14 protein-coding genes, 1 tRNA gene and 1 pseudogene are annotated in these 22842 nt (G+C 42.2%); 5 read left to right on the top strand and 11 right to left on the bottom strand.

The genetic code is table 11. The annotated features are described in order from the left end of the window. Positions 1–104: 104 nt before the first annotated feature. From F8R90_RS23630 to F8R90_RS23605, 6 genes are all read right to left on the bottom strand, one after another. The gene (locus tag F8R90_RS23630) at positions 105–1127 is read right to left on the bottom strand and encodes a tRNA-dihydrouridine synthase family protein (protein ID WP_196512707.1); all 1023 of its coding nucleotides are present in this window, start codon (positions 1125–1127) and stop codon (positions 105–107) included. A gap of 396 nt (positions 1128–1523) precedes the next feature. Then, on the bottom strand, positions 1524–2870 hold the full coding sequence (locus F8R90_RS23625; protein WP_196512706.1) for an NAD(P)/FAD-dependent oxidoreductase: 1347 nt from the start codon (positions 2868–2870) through the stop codon (positions 1524–1526). Positions 2871–3327: 457 nt separating this feature from the next. Next, positions 3328–4491 (bottom strand): hybrid sensor histidine kinase/response regulator, encoded by a 1164-nt coding sequence (locus tag F8R90_RS23620; protein WP_196512705.1) that lies wholly within the window; start codon positions 4489–4491, stop codon positions 3328–3330. Positions 4492–4610: 119 nt separating this feature from the next. Further along, the gene (locus tag F8R90_RS23615) at positions 4611–5057 is read right to left on the bottom strand and encodes a response regulator (protein ID WP_196512704.1); all 447 of its coding nucleotides are present in this window, start codon (positions 5055–5057) and stop codon (positions 4611–4613) included. After that, positions 5002–7308, bottom strand: a complete 2307-nt coding sequence (locus F8R90_RS23610) for a sensor histidine kinase (RefSeq protein WP_196512703.1) — start codon at positions 7306–7308, stop codon at positions 5002–5004. Before F8R90_RS23610 ends, F8R90_RS23615 begins: the two co-directional genes overlap by 56 nt. A gap of 601 nt (positions 7309–7909) precedes the next feature. Beyond that, positions 7910–7980, bottom strand: a tRNA-Cys gene (locus tag F8R90_RS23605). 282 nt (positions 7981–8262) lie between these two features. Between F8R90_RS23605 and F8R90_RS33930 the strand changes: the two are divergent. Then, positions 8263–8319 (top strand): annotated as a pseudogene (locus F8R90_RS33930) (hypothetical protein); the annotation flags it as partial. 105 nt (positions 8320–8424) lie between these two features. Here the strand turns inward: F8R90_RS33930 and F8R90_RS23595 are convergent. Together F8R90_RS23595 and thrC (F8R90_RS23590) are read right to left on the bottom strand one after the other, a co-directional pair. Beyond that, the gene (locus tag F8R90_RS23595) at positions 8425–9015 is read right to left on the bottom strand and encodes a chromophore lyase CpcT/CpeT (RefSeq protein WP_196512702.1); all 591 of its coding nucleotides are present in this window, start codon (positions 9013–9015) and stop codon (positions 8425–8427) included. Between the two features lie 201 nt (positions 9016–9216). Next, positions 9217–10308 (bottom strand): threonine synthase, encoded by a 1092-nt coding sequence (gene thrC / locus F8R90_RS23590; RefSeq protein ID WP_190895575.1) that lies wholly within the window; start codon positions 10306–10308, stop codon positions 9217–9219. A 527-nt stretch (positions 10309–10835) separates the two neighbouring features. Between thrC (F8R90_RS23590) and F8R90_RS23585 the strand changes: the two genes are divergently transcribed. Further along, the gene (locus F8R90_RS23585) at positions 10836–11027 is read left to right on the top strand and encodes a hypothetical protein (RefSeq protein ID WP_196512701.1); all 192 of its coding nucleotides are present in this window, start codon (positions 10836–10838) and stop codon (positions 11025–11027) included. Between the two features lie 99 nt (positions 11028–11126). Here the strand turns inward: F8R90_RS23585 and F8R90_RS23580 are convergent, their stop codons facing one another. Then, positions 11127–13484 carry a hypothetical protein gene (locus F8R90_RS23580; RefSeq protein ID WP_196512700.1) on the bottom strand — a complete coding sequence of 786 codons (2358 nt, stop codon included), beginning with the start codon at positions 13482–13484 and terminating at the stop codon, positions 11127–11129. Positions 13485–13756: 272 nt separating this feature from the next. Between F8R90_RS23580 and F8R90_RS23575 the strand changes: the two genes are divergently transcribed. Next, on the top strand, positions 13757–15445 hold the full coding sequence (locus tag F8R90_RS23575; protein WP_196512699.1) for an iron uptake porin: 1689 nt from the start codon (positions 13757–13759) through the stop codon (positions 15443–15445). 1573 nt (positions 15446–17018) lie between these two features. Here the strand turns inward: F8R90_RS23575 and F8R90_RS23570 are convergent. Together F8R90_RS23570 and thrC (F8R90_RS23565) are read right to left on the bottom strand one after the other, a co-directional pair. Then, positions 17019–17294: a MoaD/ThiS family protein gene (locus F8R90_RS23570; protein WP_190901029.1), complete on the bottom strand. Its 276-nt coding sequence runs from the start codon at positions 17292–17294 to the stop codon at positions 17019–17021. Positions 17295–17381: 87 nt separating this feature from the next. Beyond that, positions 17382–18686 (bottom strand): threonine synthase, encoded by a 1305-nt coding sequence (gene thrC, locus F8R90_RS23565; protein ID WP_190901028.1) that lies wholly within the window; start codon positions 18684–18686, stop codon positions 17382–17384. A gap of 827 nt (positions 18687–19513) precedes the next feature. On the opposite strand from thrC (F8R90_RS23565), the gene F8R90_RS23560 reads away from it, so the two are divergent. Next, the gene (locus F8R90_RS23560; protein ID WP_196512698.1) at positions 19514–22054 is read left to right on the top strand and encodes a beta strand repeat-containing protein; all 2541 of its coding nucleotides are present in this window, start codon (positions 19514–19516) and stop codon (positions 22052–22054) included. Positions 22055–22175: 121 nt separating this feature from the next. Beyond that, entirely contained in the window at positions 22176–22739 is a 564-nt protein-coding gene (locus F8R90_RS23555) for a DUF11 domain-containing protein (RefSeq protein WP_196512697.1), read from the top strand. Positions 22740–22842: the final 103 nt, after the last annotated feature.

The following is a 22842-nucleotide window of genomic DNA, read 5'->3' as shown; positions in this document are numbered from 1 at the left end:
TGATACTAGTACCGCAAGGCGGAAGTCAAAAGTCAAAAGTTTTGTCTATCAAGGAATGAGTCATTATTAAATTTCTGCGGCAGAATCAGATTTGTTGTTCACTGTTAGACGCTCAAGGAGGGTGCTAGGGCTAAAGTTTTTGTCAGATCAGCAAGGAGAATGCGATCGCAGAGGTTAAGCAATTCTACCTCGGTCTGGGTCTGTCGCATCAGCCGCAGGAAATGACCCTCAGCGTCAACACTCAGGGCAATGTAGTTGAGGAACATTTTGAGGTAGCCTACGCGCGATCGCTCTGGCATAGTTGCCGCATTGGGGGTTTGCCATAAACGATCAATATAGTTGCGTACCTCTACTAAAGGAACGGGCGTGATCGGCTCGAAGCGCAAAGCCTGCCGAATTTGGTTAAAAAGCCAAGGATTCCCGATCGCCCAGCGTCCCACCATCACACCCGCCGCACCCGTTTGAGAAAGCACTTCTTGGGCAGTTGTCGCAGAGTTAATATTGCCATTGGCAAGCACTGGACAATTGACTCGTCTAACCGCTTCACCGATCAAATCATATTTCACTGCCCCGTGGTACATATCTTTCACTGTGCGACCATGTAAACTCAGCAAATCAATGCTGTGGCGATTAATTATATCTAGAATCTCGTAAAAGTTATCTGTATTTTCAAAGCCTACGCGCATCTTGACGGTCAAAGGTCGATCGTTGATTGCCTGCCGCAGTTCTCCTAAAATCCGATCCACTTTTTCTGGTGAGAGCAGCAATCCACCCCCAACATTTTTGCGATAGATTCTAGGTGCTGGACAGCCCATATTCAAGTCAACTCCAGCGATATTATAGTTGCAAAGTTCCTTTGCTGTTCTTACCAAGTCTGGAATGCTTTCGCCAATCATTTGAGCAAAAACAGGGCGACCCGTGTCGTTTTCGGTGATTGCTGCCAGAATGCTACGATTGAGCCGTGAGGTATCATTGACGCGGAAATACTCGGTGAAAAAGTAGTCAGGACTGCCGTAGTGGGCAATAACCTTCATAAACCAAAGGTTTGTCACATCCTGCATGGGCGCTAGAGCGGTGAGGGGTAAGTATGGATAGAGCGAATGGGGGAGCGATACCTGGGACGACATAGAAATGAAGAGCGTTCGACAAAGCATCACTCTATCAAATTCAGAAAAATAGTGCTTACATTCGGTAAAAGCAGATACTCAAGATGTATCCAGCAAAAACCTTCGCCTTCACCAGCCTAGCTATGCCCAAAGACAGTTCAGTTAAGGCTTAACTCTTTGTCAAACAAAGTCAATTTTTAACGAACCGCAAAGAACGCAAAGGGCGCAAAGGAAGAGAAAAAAGGGAAGAAAGAAATGCTTAACTGAACTGTATTGAGCTATGCCCAAAGACTTCTCCTGTCAGAGCAAGGAAGAGAGGTCGTTCTTTCAAAAGTCAAAACCTTGCTGGAGCAAACTTTAGTTATGCAGATATTCTGGAATCTGTTCAATAGTCTCGCTCAAGAAGCAGCCCAAAAGTTATAGAGGTGTCCCAGAAGGCTGCTGCACCCTATCGTTAACAGTTTTTGGTTCTACAAAAGCTTCTCGACCTGTAATCAATCTAGAGCGACGATTACGAGTGATATAATTCCACGCCCACTGAAATACTACTAGTAATTTAGTGTCAAACTCGATTAAGAAGTAGATGTGAACTAGTAGCCAAAATGCCCAAGCAATGAAACCTGTGAGTTTGATTAAGCTTAAATCTACAACAGCTAAATTTTGCCCAATCATCGCCAAACTACCCACATCGTTGTAATGAAATTGTGGCAAAGTCTTACCTTTAAGCCGTCGTTGAATTAGTTTACCTACATACTCTCCTTGTTGTTTAGCTACGGGTGCAACACCAGGTAAAGGTTTAGCATCTTGATGGGAGAAGTTGGCTAAATCTCCAATTACGAAAATGTTGTCATAACCCTCGATAGACAAGTCAGGTTCTACAATTACACGCCCAGAGTAATCGCGCTCTACACCTGTAGTTTCTGCTAAGACTTTCCCCATTGGCGAACCTTGAACACCTGCTGCCCACAATATAGTTTTTGAGGCAATTTCTGTAAATTCATTGTCTTGCTTGAAAGTAACAATATCACCTTCAATATTTGTCACCCTGGTGTGAGTGTGGAGTTCTACACCCAACTTTTGCAAAGATACTGCTGCTGATGCGGATAATTCTGGCACCATGTGTGGGAGGATGCGAGGACCCCCTTGTAATAGTAAGATTTTCGTTTCTGAGGTGTCGATGCTGCGAAAATCTTCTTTAAGAGTTTTGTATGCCAATTCTGCGATCGCACCTGCTAATTCTACACCAGTCGGGCCACCCCCCACAATCACAAAACTCAACCAAGCACGGCGTTTTTCGGGGTCAGTTTCTTTCTCTGCTGCTTCAAATGCGCCAAATATCCGGCGACGCATTTCTATCGCATCTTCCACAGTTTTCAAGCCAGGAGCAACTTTTTCCCAATTATCTTTACCGAAGTAGGAATGGTTCGCACCTGTGGCAACAATTAATGTATCATAAGGTACTACTTCATCACCCAAAATAACTTGTTGCGCTTTTGGATCAATTTCATTTACTTCTCCCAACAACACCTTTGTATTCTTGCTTTTCTTAAATACAGATCGCAATGGTGCGGAAATATCAGAAGGTGATAGCGTACCTGTGGCAACTTGATATAAAAGCGGCTGAAATAGGTGAAAGTTACGTTTATCAATGAGAGTAACATTTACATTCGCTGCATTCAGAGCCTTTGCTGCATACAGTCCACCAAAACCACCACCAACGATAACAACCTGATGTGGTGCATTTTTATCAAGTGAGACTTCCATAAGAAATATTGCCTTGTGTTAAGAACTTGTAACTATTCTTAACAAAGATGTAACAGCATTATGAGGTAGGTTGCTGTTTATTTAGAACAATTGAAAAAATCATAAAAGTAGTCAAAGTTAGTTCTTACCCTACAAGGAAAATCCCTGTTGTTTTACTCGATTGGAACAGCTTGGTATAAGGTGACTCTCGAAGCGCACACCTCTCCAGCACCAAATTAAAACAAAAACTACTTGCGCCGTTCTGTACTGACACCTTTTTTGCTTCTGTTTGAAATTATCACAAACAGAAGACTCAACATTGTACCAAGGCATTCTATTATCTATTTTCTTTTCCTAAGCACTACCAACCGTTTTATTTTCAAGGCAGGTCTAGACACTCAAAAGCAATTTCTTTAGGGACACTTGGCTGCATTCGTTAGGCAGTATATGATTTGACTTTAATTGCTTGTGTCTATGCTTAAACTTCAAGCAAAGGGAGGGTGACGGTAAAGGTTGTACCAACTCCAACTTGACTATCGACTATAATCTCGCCTCCGTGTGCATCGACACATTTTTTGACGATCGCTAGTCCCAAGCCAGTACCAGGGATGTTTCCAACATTGTCCGCACGTCTGAAAGGCTGAAACAGTCGCTTTTGGCTTTCTTGAGGAATACCAATTCCCCAATCTTGAACTCGGAAAATTACCGCTTTTTCCTGACCAATTAGTTCAAAACGCACTATGCCGCCCGGTAGTGAATACTTAATAGCATTACTAAGTAAATTGCCCAAAATGTGCCGCAGTAAGCTTTCATCCCATAATGTTTCACCTAATTGCCCAAAACTGGCGAACACCAAAGTCAGATGCTTATCACTTGCCATTAATCGAACTTCTTCGGTCATTTGGCGGCAAAAAGCTTCTAAATCTAAGCAGATGAGTTCATAGCCCAGCCTACCAGAATCAGCTTTCCCAATGAATGTAACTTCATCCAAGAGCTTTGCCATATTTTTGATTGCCGAGCGAATCATTTGTAAATGATTCAGTTTTTTCTCTTTGGTCAATCTTTCATCCTGGTTTTGTAGCAAACCAGCAGCCAAGAGAATAGTATTTAGGGGATTGCGGATGTCATGGGAGAGCATCGAGACAAATTCAGATTTGAACTGGTTGAGTTCATTGGCTTTCACCAGTTCCGCAGTTCGTTCTTCAACGCGGGTTTGTAACGTCTCATTGACCGTGCGTAATGATTCTAAAACCTGCTTGCGCTCGATCGCATAACGTAGCGATCGCACCAACACATCTACATTTACCTGGCGCTTGACTAGATAATCTTGTGCCCCCTGGCGCACTGCTTCAATTGCCAGTTCTTCATCATTTGTATTGGTTAGGACAACAATCGGTATGCTTGGCGCTTGACCAATTAGAGGAGGTAGAGATGACAATCCTTGGCTGTCAGGTAGAGTTAAATCTAACAAAATAACATCATAATTACACTGGCTTAGTTCCTGAAGTGCTTCTCCCAATCGCTTCACATGAACCAGAGTAAACTCTTGGGACTGGGCTTGCGCCAGAAACTCTTGTAACAACCTTGCATAAGCTAGGTTATCCTCAATTAACAAGATTTTTACTGAGTAGCTCACAACCATAATCTTCGGGTTTCACCCCCTATTGCTCCTCTATCTTGTCATTAGTCATTAGTCATTAGTCACCTTGTCCTCCTGCTCCCTGCTCCCTGCTCCCTGCTCCCTGCTCCCTGCCCCCTGCCTCACTCTGATGGTAGCGTCACAGTAGAGAGCCAAAAATCTTCAATACTCTTGACGATTTGAAATAATTGGTTGAGGTTGCGAGATTTAGTGATATAGCAATTCACATGTAAATCGTAGCTGTGAAAAATGTCATCCTCATTTTTTGAGGTTGTTAGCACAACAACTGGAATACGCTTTAGTAGTGGGTCGGCTTTAATTTCCGCCAGCACTTCTCGACCATCTTTCTTAGGCAAATTCAAATCCAGCAGGATGAGGTCAGGGCGCGCTGCATCAGCATATTCACCTTCTTGGCGTAAATAAGCCATAGCATCTATACCATCCCTGACCGTTACTACTTGGTAGGGCACTGAACTATTTTTCAACGCTTCTTGGATTAAGCGAATGTCAGCTTTATTGTCCTCGACCAAAAAGATGGTTTTGTGTTTTTCTTCCGTTTCTACGCTCAAGTTCGCGTCCTCCAACTGGAATCGTAAAGTAGAAGGTTGCGCCTTCACCCAGTTCTGACTCTACCCAGATTCGCCCCCGGTGACATTCGACAATCTTCTTACAGATGGCTAAACCCATACCTGTACCAGTATATTCATCTCGTGTATGTAAGCGCTGAAAGATGACGAAAATGCGATCGCTAAATTGTGGGTCAAAGCCAATACCATTATCCCTAACTGAGAACAGCCATGCATCTTCTATTCTTTCTGCTCCCACATGGATTTGTGGCGGCTGGTCACTGTGGAACTTAATGGCGTTACCGATAAGGTTTTGGAATAGCTGCATCAGTTGGGTGCTGTCAGCCATCACAGTTGGTAAGGGGTCGTGGGTGATAGTAGCCCCAGTTTCATTAATGCGTTGACGCAAATTGCCCAACCCCCGATTTAAGGCTGTCTCTACCTCGGTCATTTGAAATGCGATCGCTTGCATATCCACTTTCGAGTATGCCAGCACATCATCAATCAACGTCTGCATCAGGCTAACTCCCTGCACAGCATAGCTGATAAACTCCTGAGCATCTTCGTCAAGTTCTTCGCTATATCGCATCTCTAACAACTGCACGTAATTCACAACTTGATTGAGTGGTTCTTGCAAGTCATGGGAGGCGACGTAGGCAAACTTTTTCAATTCGGCGTTAGAACGTTCTAAATCCTGCGCTAACTGGGCTAATTCATCAGCTTGACGCAGCACAATATTGACAATAGCTTTTCGCAGTTCCAATGCTGCTTTAACTTCGACATCTTTCCAAGGTAAAGATGTCAAGCGAACCGTTTCTTTCCAGAGTTCAAATGATTTGCGTGGACATAGGCGGACATTCCCTTCTGACTGGCTAACTTCAAACGCCTTATTAGGATCGCCACCCCAATTTACAGTTTGAATTACTTCCGGTCGGAACCACAAAACATAATTTCGCTTGGCGATGGGAATCGCTAACAAACCACTGGCGACATTTTTAAAACCTTCGGCATCTGGATAAATGTGTGGTAGAGAATCTGTATAGAAGACTTCTTCCTCAACATTATTCTTAAGCCATTGGACTAAAAAATTCAGGTCTTCTTCTCTAGGCGTTTCACCAACTACTGTGCAATTTCCTCCAAAACACACAGCTGCGCCTTGAGCGCTGGCCAAATCTAAAAGATACTGCGGGTTTTTCACTAAACCATCAATAAAGTTTTCTTCTTGAGACATGTATTCAATCAAGACTGATTGAAGGTGTGTCAAATTTATCCGGTGATAGTAGTCTTGAGTCTCTTCTCTAGCTGAGATTTCTGCAAATATTACTCGCCCCAAAAATTCGCAAGCTTTACGCAATTCGTAGGAAACATATTTAGGGGACTGATGATGACAAGCAATTAGTCCCCAGAGTTTTTGGTCTTTAATTAAAGAGATAGTAAGCGAAGCACCAACACCCATATTATGCAAGTACTCCATGTGACATGCAGCAGCACTTCTGAGAATAGAGTTGGTTAAATTAATCGGGCGATCGCTAATTGGATTATTGACAGGAAAAAGTTTTACTGGCTGAGAATAAGAATCCGGTATGATTCTGATCGAATTGGCAGCAAATAATTTTCTCGCTGGTTTGGGAATATCTGACTCTGGGTAATGTAGTCCTAAGTATGGTTCTAGGCTTTCTAGTTTTTCTTCAGCGACAACGGAACCATGTCCATCATCATCGAATTTATATAGCATTACCCTGTCAAATTCCGTTATTTTCCGAACTTCTTGAACGATAACTTGACAGAAATCACGGAGATTTGCTGTTTTTTCTAGTTGGTTTATGGAGGCTCTAGCAAGGTGATAAAAGCTTAAAAATGGAATATTTTCCTGAGTAATAGCAGGTTCTAATTCCAGAATTAAAAATCCCTCTTGATTGCGGTGAAATATTGCATCAAATACTATGTAATCATCACCTTTTTTTCGCACCCAAACTTTTGTGGGATTGATGAAATCAAGATTTTCCCCGGATAGCCCTGTTTTAATTCTCTCTATTTGAAAGGGATCAAGTAAATCTTCTAGTTTTTTGTGCAACATATTTTCGGGAGCAATTCCGAAAATATTTAATGTATTAGTACTAACTTGTAATATTTTTAGCTCAGGCTCCTCTAAGACTAACAGGACACCATGAGGCTGAATTTGGCTAGAAATATGAATCGGTGCCTCTTTCAAGCTAATTAAATTAATACCTGGGAATTGTAAGTTCATTTCCATGACGATCCTCCTGTGTTATCCGGGAGCATCAAAACTAGAGTATCTATAATAACGGAGAATGATGAATGTAAGAAATTTTATAATTTTCAATTCATCATTTTTACTTAGTATCTAATTTCCCATGCCCTGGTGTTGCGTTTTGCAGCCTTAGTATCATCTGCTTGCGCTTTGAAAAGTCTAACAGTCGCTAAAGTTACATAGCGATAAGAAATGTGAAATGCATGTGATTAAACAATTCTGTATATGTGTAGATATGTTAACAAACAGAATTCAGAAGCCAGAATTCAGAATCGCTCAAATTTGGCTGAAGTTAGAGAACGCGAAACATTCCAAACTCAAAAGAAAACTAAAAATCAAACTATCCTCATCAGGTTTACTTGTATTTCATAGTTTGTGACATTAAACCACATACTAACTAAGCATCTGGGGGTGATCACTAAGACATTAAGGGTAATATTGGTCAGCCAGGGATAACAAACAGAGGCAAACAGGGTTAACCCATCGGATATCTAAAGGTAAACCGGGGCTTTGAATATCACTTTGAATATCATTTACCCCAGTTTGTCTGTTTTTGATTGTCCTAAAAGGCTGAAAGCCTTGAAGGCGGCACCCGGATTTGAACCGGGGGTGGAGGTTTTGCAGACCTCTGCCTTACCACTTGGCTATGCCGCCACATCATGAAATATAGAGCTTTGTTTTGTCTACTGCTCTATAACTTAAAGAGATAAAGAGTATTTAACAATGCTAATTTAACAATAATAGCACAAGTTTAACCTAGTAAGCGCCTAAGTTTGACTTGACTTTTGACTGTTTGACTTTACCAATCGAGCATGACAACAACATCTGCCTGACGTTAAAATAAATGTATTAAATATTACATAAAAAAGCACAAATGCTAAGGAAATTATTACCAGAAATAGCAAAGGTAGTCGGGTTAGAAAATCACCAAATTTTTTGACAGATGTAAATGATGAAGATCAGTATTCGATATGGCCAGCCAACCGAGAGAATTGGCTTGGCTGGCAGTATGCTGGCAAAACTGGTACGAAAGGACGAAAGAATTTGGGTGCGATCGCACCCAATCAAAAACAGATCAATCTCGTCAGAGATCACTTATTACACCTTCACTTCATCGGCAAAATTACCCCATCGGACAAAGTGAAATGGGCCAGCGATAGAACCCCAGAGATGTTCATCTGTGTCTACATCCCTTCCCCGATCGAGGCTGAAAAATTCTTTAGCGTCAATCTCAAATTCGTTATCTAGATAAGTATTTTTGCCGTCACGAACCACAATGCAGCATTTACCAGGTTCAACCCTACCTTTAAAGCTAGTACCTGTCCAATCTACAACCATGTTGCAACCTGGCATTTTTTCCAATTGGTCAACGGATAAAACTTTTAAACGTTCGGGATCACGAGATGCGCCGTAAAATTTTTGTTCTTCTTTGATCGTGTAGTGTTCAATAACAATGTAGTTTTCTGCCGGAATCAACTTCATTACCCGCATCCGGTAGGGTTGATTGAGCATAAAATCATAAGCTTGTTCGAGAAACAAACTTACCCCTGAGAACAACTCCAAGGGAAGGGGACGGATACAAACACGAATGTGAGCATACAAAGGCGGATTTTCAAAAGCTTGTTCTTGATTGCTGAAGTCAGCTGCCATCCAGCGGGCTAAGGTGGCGATATCAGTAGAATGAGTCATTACAAGATAATCAAGTAGTTGCTTAAAAATTAACTAGGATTATTTTGACACTCCACAGACTGAAAAAACTGGCTGTGATAACTTCTGATGCGTCCGCTACGCGTAGCAAGATCCAGTTCGCCCCTGCTTCACGTAGTAAAGGTTAGAGTAGGCTTTGCCTACGCAATTTTTCATAGTTCCAGAGTTTTAGTTCCAGAGTGCTTAAAATCCCATTGCCTCGGCAACTGCGCCCAGTTTTGCTGCAATCCCCTGTTTAAATTGACTGTGATTGTGTTTAATAGCTGTATCTGGGTCTTTTAGACCATTGCCTGTGAGGACACAAACCACTGTCGCCCCTGTGGGAATTTGGTCTTTCACCTGCAACAACCCGGCTACAGAAGCGGCGCTAGCAGGTTCGCAGAAGATACCTTCTGATGCTGCCAAAAGTCGATACGCATCGAGAATTTCTGCATCGGTAACGGCGTGGAAATTCCCCTGACTTGCGGTTTGCGCTGCGATCGCTAACTCCCAGCTAGCAGGGTTGCCAATACGAATTGCTGTCGCTAGGGTTTCGGGATGTGGTACTGGCTGACCATGTACTAACGGGGCTGCACCTGCGGCTTGAAATCCCATCATTCGCGGTAAGCGATCGCACTTCCCGTTTTGATGATATTGACAAAATCCCATCCAATATGCTGTGATATTCCCTGCATTGCCCACGGGAATGCATACCCAGTCTGGCGCATCACCCAGCACATCAACTATTTCAAAGGCCGCTGTTTTCTGCCCTTCTAGGCGGTAGGGATTGACCGAATTTACCAAAGTGACCGGATAGCTTTCGGACATCTCGCGGACAATTTCTAGCGCTTGGTCAAAATTACCTTTAATTGCCAATACTTCCGCCCCGTACAATAATGCTTGGGCTAACTTGCCCAGTGCCACATAACCGTCAGGAATCAGTACAAAGGCATTCATGCCCCCACGCTTTGCATAAGCGGCGGCGGCGGCTGAGGTATTTCCCGTGCTGGCACAAATTACTGCTTTTGCCCCTGCTTCCTTGGCTTTGGAAATTGCCATAGTCATCCCCCGGTCTTTGAAGCTGCCGGTGGGATTGAGACCGTCATATTTTACAAAAACCCGCACTTGTCTACCAATGCGTTCTGCGATCGCTGGCACTGGTATGAGGGGTGTGTTGCCCTCCAACAAAGTGACGATCGGTGTTTTTTCGCTGACAGGCAAGTATTCGCTATAGGCTTCTATCAGTCCGGGCCAGGGTTGGCGATGAGATTTAGCAGCAGACAGGCTCAAAGTCACGGGATTTAAAATTTCTTAATGTAAGGATTGGATATTTAGAAAGGGTGGCATAGGGAAGCGCAGGATGGGGAAGAGGAAGAAAGTGAATTTTTCCTTGCCAGTTCCCAGCCCCTTAATTCCAAAAGAATATTACTTAAGAATATTATTTTTTGTGGTGTAGGCGTTTCACTTGCCATTTTTATTTAGAATGTCAGTTTATCATAACCGCCACAGCAACCTTCGGTTTAACAAATTCGGCTGGGAATGCTGACGGAGTGAAAAAAGGTAAAATGCGGTAATAATTAATACAAAAATAATTTACTGACTATCAATTAAGTATTTCTAAATACCGCAGAGTGTACAGAAGCTTTGCACAGTTGGGGCGATGTGTTCTCAGGAACACAGCCCTTATGTTCACCGTCTCTTATGATTGAACCTAAAAACCATTAGAGTAATTGATTGAAAATATACAATAATTTAATAAAGCTTAAAAGAGCATTATTATAATATTTCTAATGGTGTGAGTTAAGTTGTGGATTTAATTAGCGATGCCTACTTGTTTATCTAGTGTTTCCGATCGCGAGTCCCAGGCTAACTGGGTAAGTAAGTTAACCAAGTCTTATTATCAAGACGATCAGCAAGCTAAATTGATACATTTACAAGCAGAGGTAGATTCTCTGTTGCAACAGTTGGAAAATCTGAAGCACCAACGTCTAGCCGAAACCAAGCAAAAAGAATAAGTCAGTCTTGAAGATAGCGATGTCTACGACGGGCTACGCCTACGCTTTTCCCCTCTCTAATCTAAATTTGAGTAAAGGGTAAATTTGAGTAAGGGCGTGTTATTCAAAGCGCTGATTTTTCTCTGACCAGCGCCTCAAACTGTAGTTATGAGCATTTTCTACTAATAAAGCTAAGGATTGCACGCCTGAAAGCTTGGCGATCGCAGAGAGTCTTTGTAAGTAATTTCCTGTAAAATCAGTATAAATGACTTCATTACTATCAGACAAAATTATAGTCCGGTCACGGCGTTCCTTTGTGTTTTCCCCCTGAATTTCAGGTGTAGGCTGATTCAAGGATGCTATTGCTTCTGCTGAGATAGTCAGTATTATTTCTGGTTGAGCGTTATTTGTTAAATCAATCACTTGAACGGGCCAATCACCCAATTTTTCCTGCATCTGCTCAAAGCTAGGAATAGCACCAGCCGGAACTTCACCAGATTGCTGTAAAGATTGCCACAGACTCGATAACATTACCTTCATCCCTTGGGGATTTTGTTGATGCAGTTCTTGTAAAGTAATTGGAGATGGCTGTACCCATTCCAGTGCTGCATTTGTCAAGGCTAAAGGTTTGGGTTGGAGAACATCGTTTTGATTCTCTGGAATTTTTGGGCCAGCAGCTAATAGGCGTAAAACTTTACCCTGTAGTTGCACCGCTTTGATAGCGGCTATTGTAATTTTTTGTTCTCCATTTGGTAACCAGACCACAATCTGGATTTCAGGGTCAGAACTGATTCCCAAAGTTTCCCAGAAAAATTTGGCGGCGGAAGTTTTGGGTGGATTCAAATTCTCAAAGGGGGAATTTAACCAGCGTTTCCCGTCATGAAATGCACTCACCTCTACCTGATACCAAACTTGGTTATCTGGAAGTTTAAAGTCTGCTGAGGATAGTTGCAGCCATTCGGTGCTAGTAACTTGAGTAATTGGTTGCACCGTACCGACAATTTGACTAGGGTGAGTAGAGGATATTTGCGACTTTTTACCCTCACCCTTGAGTTTTGCTAACAGACCTTGAATATAGGCAAGGTCATCTTTTGTAATTTTTAGTTGCGCCTTCAACCAAGAATTAGCATGTCCTTCTCCTCGCTGAACAGCTAAAATCAAGGCAAACCAAGCTTGTACTTCTCGTCTATTTGGGTTCACCCGCAACGCTGCTACTGTGCGATTCCACAATCGTTTTTCATCAGCTTTGAGTAGGGTAGCAATTTCTTGGGCATTATGTGGCGACGCTTCAAACACCTGTAAAGCTTTTTCCCAACGACCATCAATCAAATCTGCCAGCGCTTCTTGACTAGGACTTGCCCAATTTTTCTGGGCTTGGGTTTTAGTAAGTTGGGAGTGCAAGCGAATCAAATCCATTTGCGCTTGCGCCGCCTCTGGCAAAACTCCTTTGCGCTGTTTCTTGATGAATTTCAACCATTCAAAGGCTGGTGTCCACAGTCCACTACGGGCAATTGACAGGGCGTTTTGATATGCAGAATCCTTGAGGACTGCTGATTGGAGGGTAATCGCTTCCAATTGAATTGGTTTGAGGAATAACTTCAGAGGCTTAACTTGGTAAACCTGTAAGTGCGGTTCTAAACCGACTGTTTGATCAACAACTAACTCTTTTGTACCATCACCAGTTACTTGCTGCCATTTGGGCAATTGTCCATTAGGACTAGTCCAAGACAACATTTGTAATAAGTTTGTGCGTTCTGGATTGTAGTATACGATGTGACCATAGGCGAACGCACCAGTTCCTTGTTGACGTTGACCCCGCAAATTAAACCAAACCCCTGGTAATGGTGTCCCACCTTCAATGCGTTGCACATCAGTTAAAGGTAGGGGAATATTGATATCCTGAGATTCTGATATCCCATCAAGCAAGGGAGAAGTCACAAAGGATTCTTCTGGCCCAGTTACAGATAATTGAGTCGCCAGATAGTAGTAATTTTCTGACTGAGATTTAAACTCTAACTCCTTTGAGCGCTCGTAAACCCTGAGTTCCACAAGTTTTTCACAATCAGATTGACAATTAGCACGCTGTTGAAAAACTGGCAGTAAAAATGAGTTTTCCGCATCCTGATGTAAAGGCAGAGTTTTCCCAAATATTTGGTTTTTTTTACTCAAATCGAGTTGAATTTGTTTGAGAGTTTGGGGGCGTTCATGATTACCAAGGGGGATTTGTGCCCATGCAGGTAAAATTTTATTTAGCCAGCTTACCTGATCTGGATTGAAGATAAAGAGAACACTAATCCAGGCAAAAGCCATAATTAGACTAGCACTACTCAACAAAATTGCGATCGCTAGTGTTGATGACAACCAACTTCCCCGTTTTAGCTTTTTCTGGGGTTTTTTAGCGACACGTTTCATCACACCTGCATGAGGTTTATTTAGTTTAGAGGGTTTTGGTGTCAGCTTGCGTGAACGATTTGCCATAGATTCGGGATTAGAGAATTGAGGATTAGGGATTGAGAAACTCTTTCCTAGTCCCCAGTACCTAGTCCCTAGTCCCCACTCCCCAATACCCTGTTATACTCGCCCTTTCAGAAGTTGCCCAGAAGCATTAAGTCTAATTTGGGACAAAATCCGTAAATTTCCCCATGTGAACGCTAGATGATCGGGAATACACTCTTCACTTAAGTATGTGAGCAGAGTGTAAAAAATTGAAAGGTAGATTTATTAGTAGCCGCAGTCATAGCAAAACCTGGATGCTCGCATGGTTACTAATTGCGGGTGTAAATGGAGTTGCACAAAAAGCAATAGCACAAGAGTACACAGACACAATAACTACTCAGGAGTCAGGAGTTAGAAATCAGGAGACAGAAGTTAAGAGCGATAATATTATTCCCTCATCTCCATCCCTCTCCCCAAAAGATCCGATGGAGCAAGTTACATCGGTTTCTCAACTCAAAGACGTACAACCGAACGATTGGGCATTCCAGGCATTACAGTCTTTAGTAGAACGTTATGGTTGTATCGCCGGATATCCAGATAGCAGCTATCGTGGTAATCGTGCCTTAAATCGGTATGAATTTGCGGCCGGTGTGAATGCTTGTCTAGATAGAGTCAACGAATTAATCACTACAGCCACCAGCGATTTAGTCACCCGCGAAGATTTAGCAATATTACAAAAATTGCAGTCAGAATTTGCCCCTGAATTAGCAACTTTGCGGGGTCGTGTGGATAGTTTAGAAGCTAGAACCGCCGAAATCGAAGCTAACGAATTCTCAACAACAACCAAACTCAGTGGACTACTGATAGTTGGCATTCAAGGACGAACTGACAATCGTGGCGATGTTAATCCTAGAGATGGACAAAAAGATACAGATGATGCAGGGACAAACATTAATGTTATGTCTCTGGCGCAGCTGTATTTAACTAGTCAAATCACTCCCAGTAGTTACTTGTTTATAGGTCTTATAGATGGAAAAGGTACTACTGCGCCGAGATTTACCAATAGTGTTTCCCGGAATGATGTTTTACTTGGCTATGAATTTCCTACAAATAGCTTGATTGTAAGTGACCTTAATTTTCATTGGCTAGTGACAGATAAATTAGCAGTGATGGTGGGAACGGAAGGCGTAAGTATGCCAGCTGCTTTCCGAGGACCTAATCGGGTAGAAAGTGCTGCAACAGGGCCGTTATCTTATTTTGCCCAAAGAAACCCTATTTTAAATATGGGATACGGTCACGGCGGTATAGCTATTGATTGGCAATTTGCTCAACGCGCTAGTTTGCAAGCAATTTATACTAGTTATCAACCAGGAAATCCCGGTCAAGGCAGCGGTTTATTTGATGGAACCACCACTACAGGCGTGCAATTGCTGCTGACACCAACCGATACTCTAGATTTAAGTTTGTATTACGTTAACAATTACTCTTCAGATGGTTGTTTACTAACCTTTGTTGGCGATGAATGCTTAACTACAGCTAATACCACTACCGGAAAATCAGCACCCTTGCAAACCAACGCCGTGGGTGCGACTGTAACTTGGCAAATTTCTCCCCGCATTAGCGCAGGTGCGTGGGGTGGTTATACTAAATCTTACATTCCTGGGCGGTCTGGAAATGTAGAGACGACAAATTATATGGTGTTTCTGAATTTCCCTGATTTATTCGCTAAAGGAAATTTGGGGGGAATTTATGTCGGTCAACCTCCTAAAATCACCAGTAGCAACTTACCTTTAGGGAATAATGTCCCTGATTTTGTCAATACAGGTTTAGGACGTGCAGGTGGACAACCAGGGACGACCACTCAAATTGAGGCATTTTATCGTTTCCAGCTAACAGACAACATCAGCATTACACCAGGAATAATTCATCTCTTGGAACCTGGTCACACACCAGATAGTGACTCAGTTACCATCGGGATTTTGCGGAGTACTTTTACTTTTTAATTTCGCTTGCACATAAATATTATTGAACTTAAGCATTTACAGATGTTTATACCCAATTGGACACAACATACAATGAAAATCTCTTTTTAAATATCCTCTACTCAATGCCCTATAAACCATGCTCCATTTTTAATGGATATAAAAAAAGGTTTGGCTCATGGCCAAACCTCTATATAAATCCAGTGCATAACAACATCCCGAATTAATTTACTCATTATTATATTCATAGGGCATCTTCCCATAGGATGTGTGCAAATATCCTGAAACCTGATAGAACATTACCTGAGTATCTCTGAATACTAAAATAACAAATTAATCTGCCATAAGCTAGAGGCTACGACAGATTTATTGAGATGTTAAAGTTAGTAAAATAGTTAGAAATATTTTTACTTCCAGAACTTGCATTAAACCGATTTTTCCAACTAGCAAGCAAAATAAAAGACGGGATAATTTATCCCGTCTAAATAGCTTGAAAGTGGCAATACACCTTGGACTCTAGAAAAAATAGCACAAATAAAATTCAATAGGTAGGTTGTAAGGCTAGCAAATAATATGAACAAAAGGAATGCTAGTTTAGTTGACTCTTAATGTTTTAATCATTTGCATTCTAGCTAATCTAACATAGTTTGATTTTAATGTAATGCCAAAATGCCAAATAATGAGCAACAAAAAAGACGGGGGTTAGCCCGTCTTCTGTATAATAAGTAAAACATCTTGGTAATTTCTGCAATATATCAAAATACTTTAATCACAATCTGCCAAATTGCCAAATACTTACCAATAAAGCATAAATATGAATTTCTCTGTAGTTGGATATTTTTATCAGCTATAAATTTTGCTCCCGCCAAAAAATAATAGTTACTCAAAGGGTCTAGTTATGAATTGCAACAAGAGAATATAGTTTTAAATTGTGGTTAATTAACGTGAATCCAACACCTCATATCGTGTCTGTTTAATTAGCCCAATCAATAGACCTCTCCTTGGTTTTACTAAACAAAACCTTCCCTCTAAGAATTGGAGCTACGGTGTACACACAAGTAGACCCAGAGCCAGTTTCCAGGCGAAAAAAGTGGATTTCTCTCGTTCCCATACTCCGCATGGGAATGGATTATTAGGGGCTGCCGCCTCCAGTCAGATATTGAGTCAGAGACTCAATGAATGCATTCCCAGTCTCCGACTGGGAACGAGTCAAGCCTTATCAAGCTAGGTTTTTAAGACTTGTGTGTACACCGTAGCCGAATTGGAGAGGGGCTGCCTTGAACCTTACTTAAAGGCAGGGAGAGGTTCGTCGAACTCACGTTGTTCAGATAATTGCTGCATATTTAGCCAAGCAAAATTAGCCCCACAATACAAGTAGTGTGTCATTCCTTATTAGTATCAAATTAAGTCAAAAGACGGGAGAAAATCTCATTTCCAGAATCTAAAAAGGAAATGCTGCCTACATCATTTTTGCCGCGAGTCACGTAGGCGGAGGGTAGCCTCTTAATGGGCATTCCCAGTCTCAGACTGGGAACGAGGCAATTTCTCAAAGATTTGTCTAGTCAGGCTTTTACTTTATTTACTGTTCTCTATATTAACCACCAGCAACAGCGGGGACAATACTTACTTCATCGCCATCTTTAAGTGGTGTATTTATACCTTCTAAATAGCGGATATCTTCGCTATCAACGTAAAAATTTACAAATCGGCGTAGCTTCCCTTCTTCATCGCACAATCGGGATTTAATACCAGGAAAGCTTTGTTCTAAGGAATCCAACAATTCAGCAATGGTGCTACCGCTGGATTCTAGAGTAGCTTGATTATTAGTCAAATTCTGAAGAGTCGTAGGAACTAAAACTGTTACAGCCATAGAAGTACAAAGTTAAGAGTGAGGAGTTAGGAATACGGTTAAGAGTTAGGAGTCATGAATAAAAAACTCATAACTCATAACTCCTAACTAAACGAGGACTTGTTGCCATTCCAAGCGATCCAGAGTACGCGATCGCTCTAGCGCACGTTCAAAACTATCGAGTTTGGCATCAATAGTCAAGGGTTCGCCAACATAACCTTGGATTGCTTCTTGGGTTTTCAGACCATTGCCGGTGATGTAAATCACGGTAGTTTCATCTGGATCAATTTTGCCAGCTTCTACCAGTTTTTTCAGCACGGCCACGGTTGTACCACCAGCAGTTTCTGTAAAGATACCTTCGGTTTCTGCCAGCAGCTTGATGCCATCAATAATTTCTGCATCATTGACTGATTCAATGTTACCACCAGTTTTCTGAGCTAACTCCACAGCATAAATGCCGTCTGCTGGATTGCCGATCGCTAGAGATTTAGCAATTGTATTTGGTTTAACTGGTTTAATAAAGTCGCGTCCTTCTTTGAAGGCTTGGGCGATTGGTGAACATCCTTCCGCTTGAGCACCGCTGAAACGGACTTTCTTATTTTCTACCAAACCAACTTCTACAAATTCTTGGAACCCTTTATAGATTTTGGTAAATAGTGAACCAGATGCCAAGGGAGCAACAACATGATCGGGTAGTTCCCAGCCTAGTTGTTCAGCTACTTCAAAACCTAGCGTTTTAGAACCTTCAGAGTAATAAGGACGCAGATTAATGTTGACAAAACCCCAGCCATGTGTGTTAGCAACTTCCGAGCAAAGACGATTTACTTGATCGTAGTTGCCCTTGACGGCCATCAGGGTGGGACTGTAGATTAGGCTACCTAGAATTTTACCGGCTTCTAAATCTGCGGGGATGAACACACAGCAGTCTAAACCGGCGTGAGCTGCGATCGCAGCTGTAGAATTTGCTAAGTTACCAGTGCTAGCGCAAGAAACAGTTGTAAAACCCAACTCCCGCGCCCTGGATAGAGCAACTGACACCACCCGATCCTTGAAACTAAGGGTGGGCATATTAACGGCATCATTTTTTATATAAAGCTTATTTAAACCCAGGCGACGGGCAAGACGGTGGGAACGAACTAAAGGAGTCATGCCAGTTCCCACATCTATAACATTGTCGGTTGCGACAGGCAAAAAGGGACGGTAGCGCCAAATTGAATTGGGCCCGGCTTTAATTGTTTCACGAGTGACAGTCAGACGTAGGGCACTGTAATCATACTTGACTTCTAACGGCCCAAAGCATAACTCACAAACATTACTGGCTTTGAGTTCATATTCCGCACCACATTCCTTACACTTCAAGGCTTGAAAGTAGGCAGTGCTGGCTTTGGTTTGGGTTGTGATTGCCTGAGTCATAAACTAGCTTTCCCTGTTTGTCTGTCACTGTCGACTGATAGTAACACGAGCAAAAATACCAGTCAAACATACCCGATAAAAATTGTCGGGTATGTTTGGTATTGAAAGGGATGATTTTTGTAAACCTTTGATACAAGTAAGCCCCGTATCAAGCATTTACACTTACTCGGATATTGTTATAAAAAAATAAAATAGCCTTAGATAGGCAGTAATAACACTGCTAGAGAACATGATTAAATTGCATTTAAAATATGAGGAAATTACATTTATTTAAATCACTATTCCATTTAAGTGATCTAGACAACTTAGTCACCCTTCTATTTTTTTATCTAAATGGCTCCACAAGGTAATATGCATAGCATGACAGCAAAGATTCAAAAGCTTTTGCAGATATAGGTTTTAGTGCTTTTAGCGTCTGATTAAATCGCTAAAATTGCTATGTGTGTTGCCAAAATGAAGTTAATTTTTCAGTTTTGATGCACTCATTCATAGCTAGAGAAGTTACTTATTTATACGGAAGTTTTTTTCTGCTATAAAAGCTACATTTCTATTGACATCGACAATTCAGCAAAATACAGTAATAAATTACACATATTTGCGATTGCCAGCCTTGAGTCTCAAGGATAAGAGTAAAACAAGTAGGCAAAATTTTTCTGCTTATTGCCTCAATGTAGTTTTTAAGGAGTGTCAATAATTTATTCAAATATACGCTCCCCGAAACATTAAGGTTTTGCGGAGATGTAATCGGTAATTCTTTAAGGAATTGCCGAACTTTATCCTGTCTCAAAACCCAAGATAAAAGTTCAGCAAATAAACAAACTACTTCTATGGTAAATCGAAATAAATCTGTCAACCAGCAGCGTAAACTTTATCAATCTCTAGTAGCAACAGCATTGTTAACTGGTAGCCTTTTCCAATTTCTCGCACCTGTATTAGCTGACGGAACTACTGCGGGTACATCTATCAGTAACACCGCAACAGCGACCTACGAAGATCCCAACAGTCCAGGGACAACTATAAATGCCACTTCTAACACTGTCGTTGTCACCGTGGCAGAGGTTGCTGGTATTACCGTCACTGCGTCTGGTGTAACAGATGCCACTTCTAGCCCTACTAATACAACAGTTCAGGTTGGCGACTTACTAATCTACACCTACACCCTGACCAACGTAGGTAACGACCCAAGCAAATTCCACATTCCTAACCAAGCAACAACAACTGGTCCGGGTACAGTTTCTGGCACATTACCAAATGGTGGTGCACTTAATAGCCTGCAATATAGCACCGACGGCGGTCAAACTTGGACAAACGTTCCCCAAGGTGGCATAGACACACCCTCAGTTCCAGTTGGTGGTACTGTACTGGTACGTGTGCCAGTTACTGTACAATCTGGTGCTCAAACCAACGACATCATTACCGTTACCCTTGGCAATACCCCTGGTGATGCTCAAAACCAACTGCGGAGTCCTGATGGTGGTGACGTGTTCACTGTAGATAATCCCGATATTGGTATTACTGGTGAAGTACCTGGGGCACCAGTTAATGGTACACGGGAAGCTAGCGCTACTGAGCAAATTAAGGTTGGTTTAACGCTGAAGACCTACGCTTTAGGCACTATTCTCAAGATTCGCAGTGGCTATAACAATGCTGGCACAACGGCGATTACAGATGATAAGCTGACCTACGATTTGAGTTTGCGAGTTGAGTCCAACGATCCCACAGGACAGGGAATTATACCAGCAGCTTTGACGGGTACAAGCATCAATGTTAATGGTGCTGCTGGTACTTATATCTTGGTTTCTGATGCGATTCCTGCCGGTACAGATTTGGCAATAGCACCAACTGCGCCTCCTGGTTGGCAAACTGTCTATACCACCACTCCAATTGGAACTAATGCTAATACAGCTAGTTGGACTACGACAGCACCACCCTTGGCCTCAGTCACCCGCGTTGGTTTTATCAATAATCCAGCAACTATTACTTCCATCGCTCCTGGTACAACGGTGAATGGCTTCTCGATTCAGCTAGCCGTTGAATCAACTGCAACTTCACCCTTAACTGTTGCTAACATTGCCCAATTATTTGGTCAAACATCCAGCAGCAATTTCCCAGTATACGACGAATCCGGCGACCAAAATCCCAGCAACTACGAGGGTCCACCAGGGAATATGACACCTCCTGGGGGTACAGATACCAATGGTGATGGTGTTCCCGATACTCTATTGGCTGGCAACGTTGATGATGGCTATATTATTACTCCAACAGCTCCAGAAACTGGGACTGACACGGGTAACAACAACACTGGTGATGGTACACCAGGGGGTGAGGCGAATGTCTTCACAGTGCAAGCACCTGTTGCTTCTGCGATACTCAACGGGCCGCAAAATGCGCCGGATGCTACTGGCCCATCGGGTCTGACTAATGATGACTTCACGAACAAATCTTCTCTCGTTCCTGCTGGTACGGCACTTGGTACTACACTTGATCCTCAGTCAGTCGGCTTCACCAACACAGTTAAGAATAGTGGTACTGACCCAGGCGTTTTGAAGATAGAGCCAACGCCACCAACAATTATAGGAGATTTACCGAATAATACGAAGGTGACTATTACCTATGGTAGTCAGTCTGCTGTTTATACCTACAATAATGGAGCGTTTACAATCGCTGGTGCAGCAATTACAATCCCCAACTTTGCTCCTGGTGCAAGTATCAACTATGGCGTAGAAGTTGATTTACCTCCAGGTACGCAGTTATCTACTGATATTAGCAAAGGCTTCCCAGTACCCATAACTGCTTCTATTGATAACTACACGACCGATAGCAACGCTGATGGAATCAAGGATACTGGAAACGATAATACCTTTGATTCTTTTAACATCACTATCGATCGCGTATATACTGGCTTCCTGAAACTGCTGAAAATGTCGCGAGTCTTACAAGGAACTGGGCCTGTAGTCCAAGGGAATGATGGCACATTAAGTACCGATCCGAAGAAGCCTGCACCAGGAAACATTATTGAGTACCAAATTCAGTACACAAATATTTCCGAGCCTCAATCTGGAACCGGGAATGTGATTTTGAATGCTGACAAAGTTGTGATTATTGAAGATGGTACGCAAAGCCCCAACAATTGGGCGCTAGATAACGATAATAACACTCAAATTGATACTAGCAATATTGTTGGTTCAGCTAAGGATTCTGGGGCTGCAACCATTCAATTCTTCAGTGGTAATCCAGCTAATAGCTCTAGCATCGACCAAACAGGAACTACGGTAAACACGGATATTACTAAGTATGTGGATACTGTAACTGGCACGATCGCACCGGGTATTCAAAGAACATTTACCTTCCAACGCAAGGTGAACTAATTCGTTGGATCTCACCCCCAACCTCTCTTTGCAAGCAAAGAGGGGAGTGACTCTTTTTAAGTATAAGCAGGGAAAGATAAGTCAATAATCAACATTCTAGAAGTTTTTTGAGGTTATCTATATGAGGCGTGTTTCTCTTTCAGGTTTAGGAGCGATCGCACTGATTGCTACAGTTCCATTTCTCAGTCAAATTCCGGGAATTGCAAATGTATGGCATTCAGGAAGTGCTGTTGCTCAGAATATCAAAAATCAAGGGCAAATTCAATTGCGTTTAGAAGCCGAAAAGCAAGTGGTAGCTCAAGATCAGCTGGGTAAGCAAAGCCAGAAATGGGAACCTTTGAAAGGTCAAGCTGTGGTGCGACCAGGAGATGTATTGCGATATACCTTGAGTGGCGAAAATAAGAGCGATCGCCTAGTGAAGAATTTGACTCTTAATCAACCTATTCCCAAAGGAATGGTATATGCACTGAAATCTGCAAATGTGACTAATAATGGAAAAATTACTTACAGCATTGATGGTGGGCGCAGCTTTGGAGAAAATCCCACTGTTAAAGTTACTCTTCCTGACGGCAAAGTGGAAACTAAACCAGCACCGGCCATTGCTTACACCCACATCCGTTTACAGGTTCCGTCAGTTCCAGCAAAGGCGACGGTCAAGGCGACTTATCAAACCCAAGTACGCTGATTGAAATTGGGGTCGTTCTTTACCTTTTCTACTAAGGACAACCCTCACGCAACATTTAAGAAATCAAATCGGATTGATGTAGCGGTGGACTTTTAATAATTTT

It is taken from the genome of Nostoc sp. NZL (assembly GCF_015714705.1).
In the GTDB taxonomy this organism is placed as follows: domain Bacteria; phylum Cyanobacteriota; class Cyanobacteriia; order Cyanobacteriales; family Nostocaceae; genus Nostoc; species Nostoc foliaceum_A.
This window is presented reverse-complemented; position numbering and strand designations above follow the sequence as displayed.

Coding starts and splice junctions, on each gene's coding strand:
- F8R90_RS23630 (WP_196512707.1), bottom strand. CDS start 1,127: ATGTCGTCCCAGGTATCGCTCCCCCATTCGCTCTATCCATACTTACCC.
- F8R90_RS23625 (WP_196512706.1), bottom strand. CDS start 2,870: ATGGAAGTCTCACTTGATAAAAATGCACCACATCAGGTTGTTATCGTT.
- F8R90_RS23620 (WP_196512705.1), bottom strand. CDS start 4,491: ATGGTTGTGAGCTACTCAGTAAAAATCTTGTTAATTGAGGATAACCTA.
- F8R90_RS23610 (WP_196512703.1), bottom strand. CDS start 7,308: ATGGAAATGAACTTACAATTCCCAGGTATTAATTTAATTAGCTTGAAA.
- F8R90_RS23595 (WP_196512702.1), bottom strand. CDS start 9,015: ATGACTCATTCTACTGATATCGCCACCTTAGCCCGCTGGATGGCAGCT.
- F8R90_RS23585 (WP_196512701.1), top strand. CDS start 10,836: ATGCCTACTTGTTTATCTAGTGTTTCCGATCGCGAGTCCCAGGCTAAC.
- F8R90_RS23580 (WP_196512700.1), bottom strand. CDS start 13,484: ATGGCAAATCGTTCACGCAAGCTGACACCAAAACCCTCTAAACTAAAT.
- F8R90_RS23575 (WP_196512699.1), top strand. CDS start 13,757: ATGCTCGCATGGTTACTAATTGCGGGTGTAAATGGAGTTGCACAAAAA.
- F8R90_RS23570 (WP_190901029.1), bottom strand. CDS start 17,294: ATGGCTGTAACAGTTTTAGTTCCTACGACTCTTCAGAATTTGACTAAT.
- thrC (WP_190901028.1), bottom strand. CDS start 18,686: ATGACTCAGGCAATCACAACCCAAACCAAAGCCAGCACTGCCTACTTT.
- F8R90_RS23560 (WP_196512698.1), top strand. CDS start 19,514: ATGGTAAATCGAAATAAATCTGTCAACCAGCAGCGTAAACTTTATCAA.
- F8R90_RS23555 (WP_196512697.1), top strand. CDS start 22,176: ATGAGGCGTGTTTCTCTTTCAGGTTTAGGAGCGATCGCACTGATTGCT.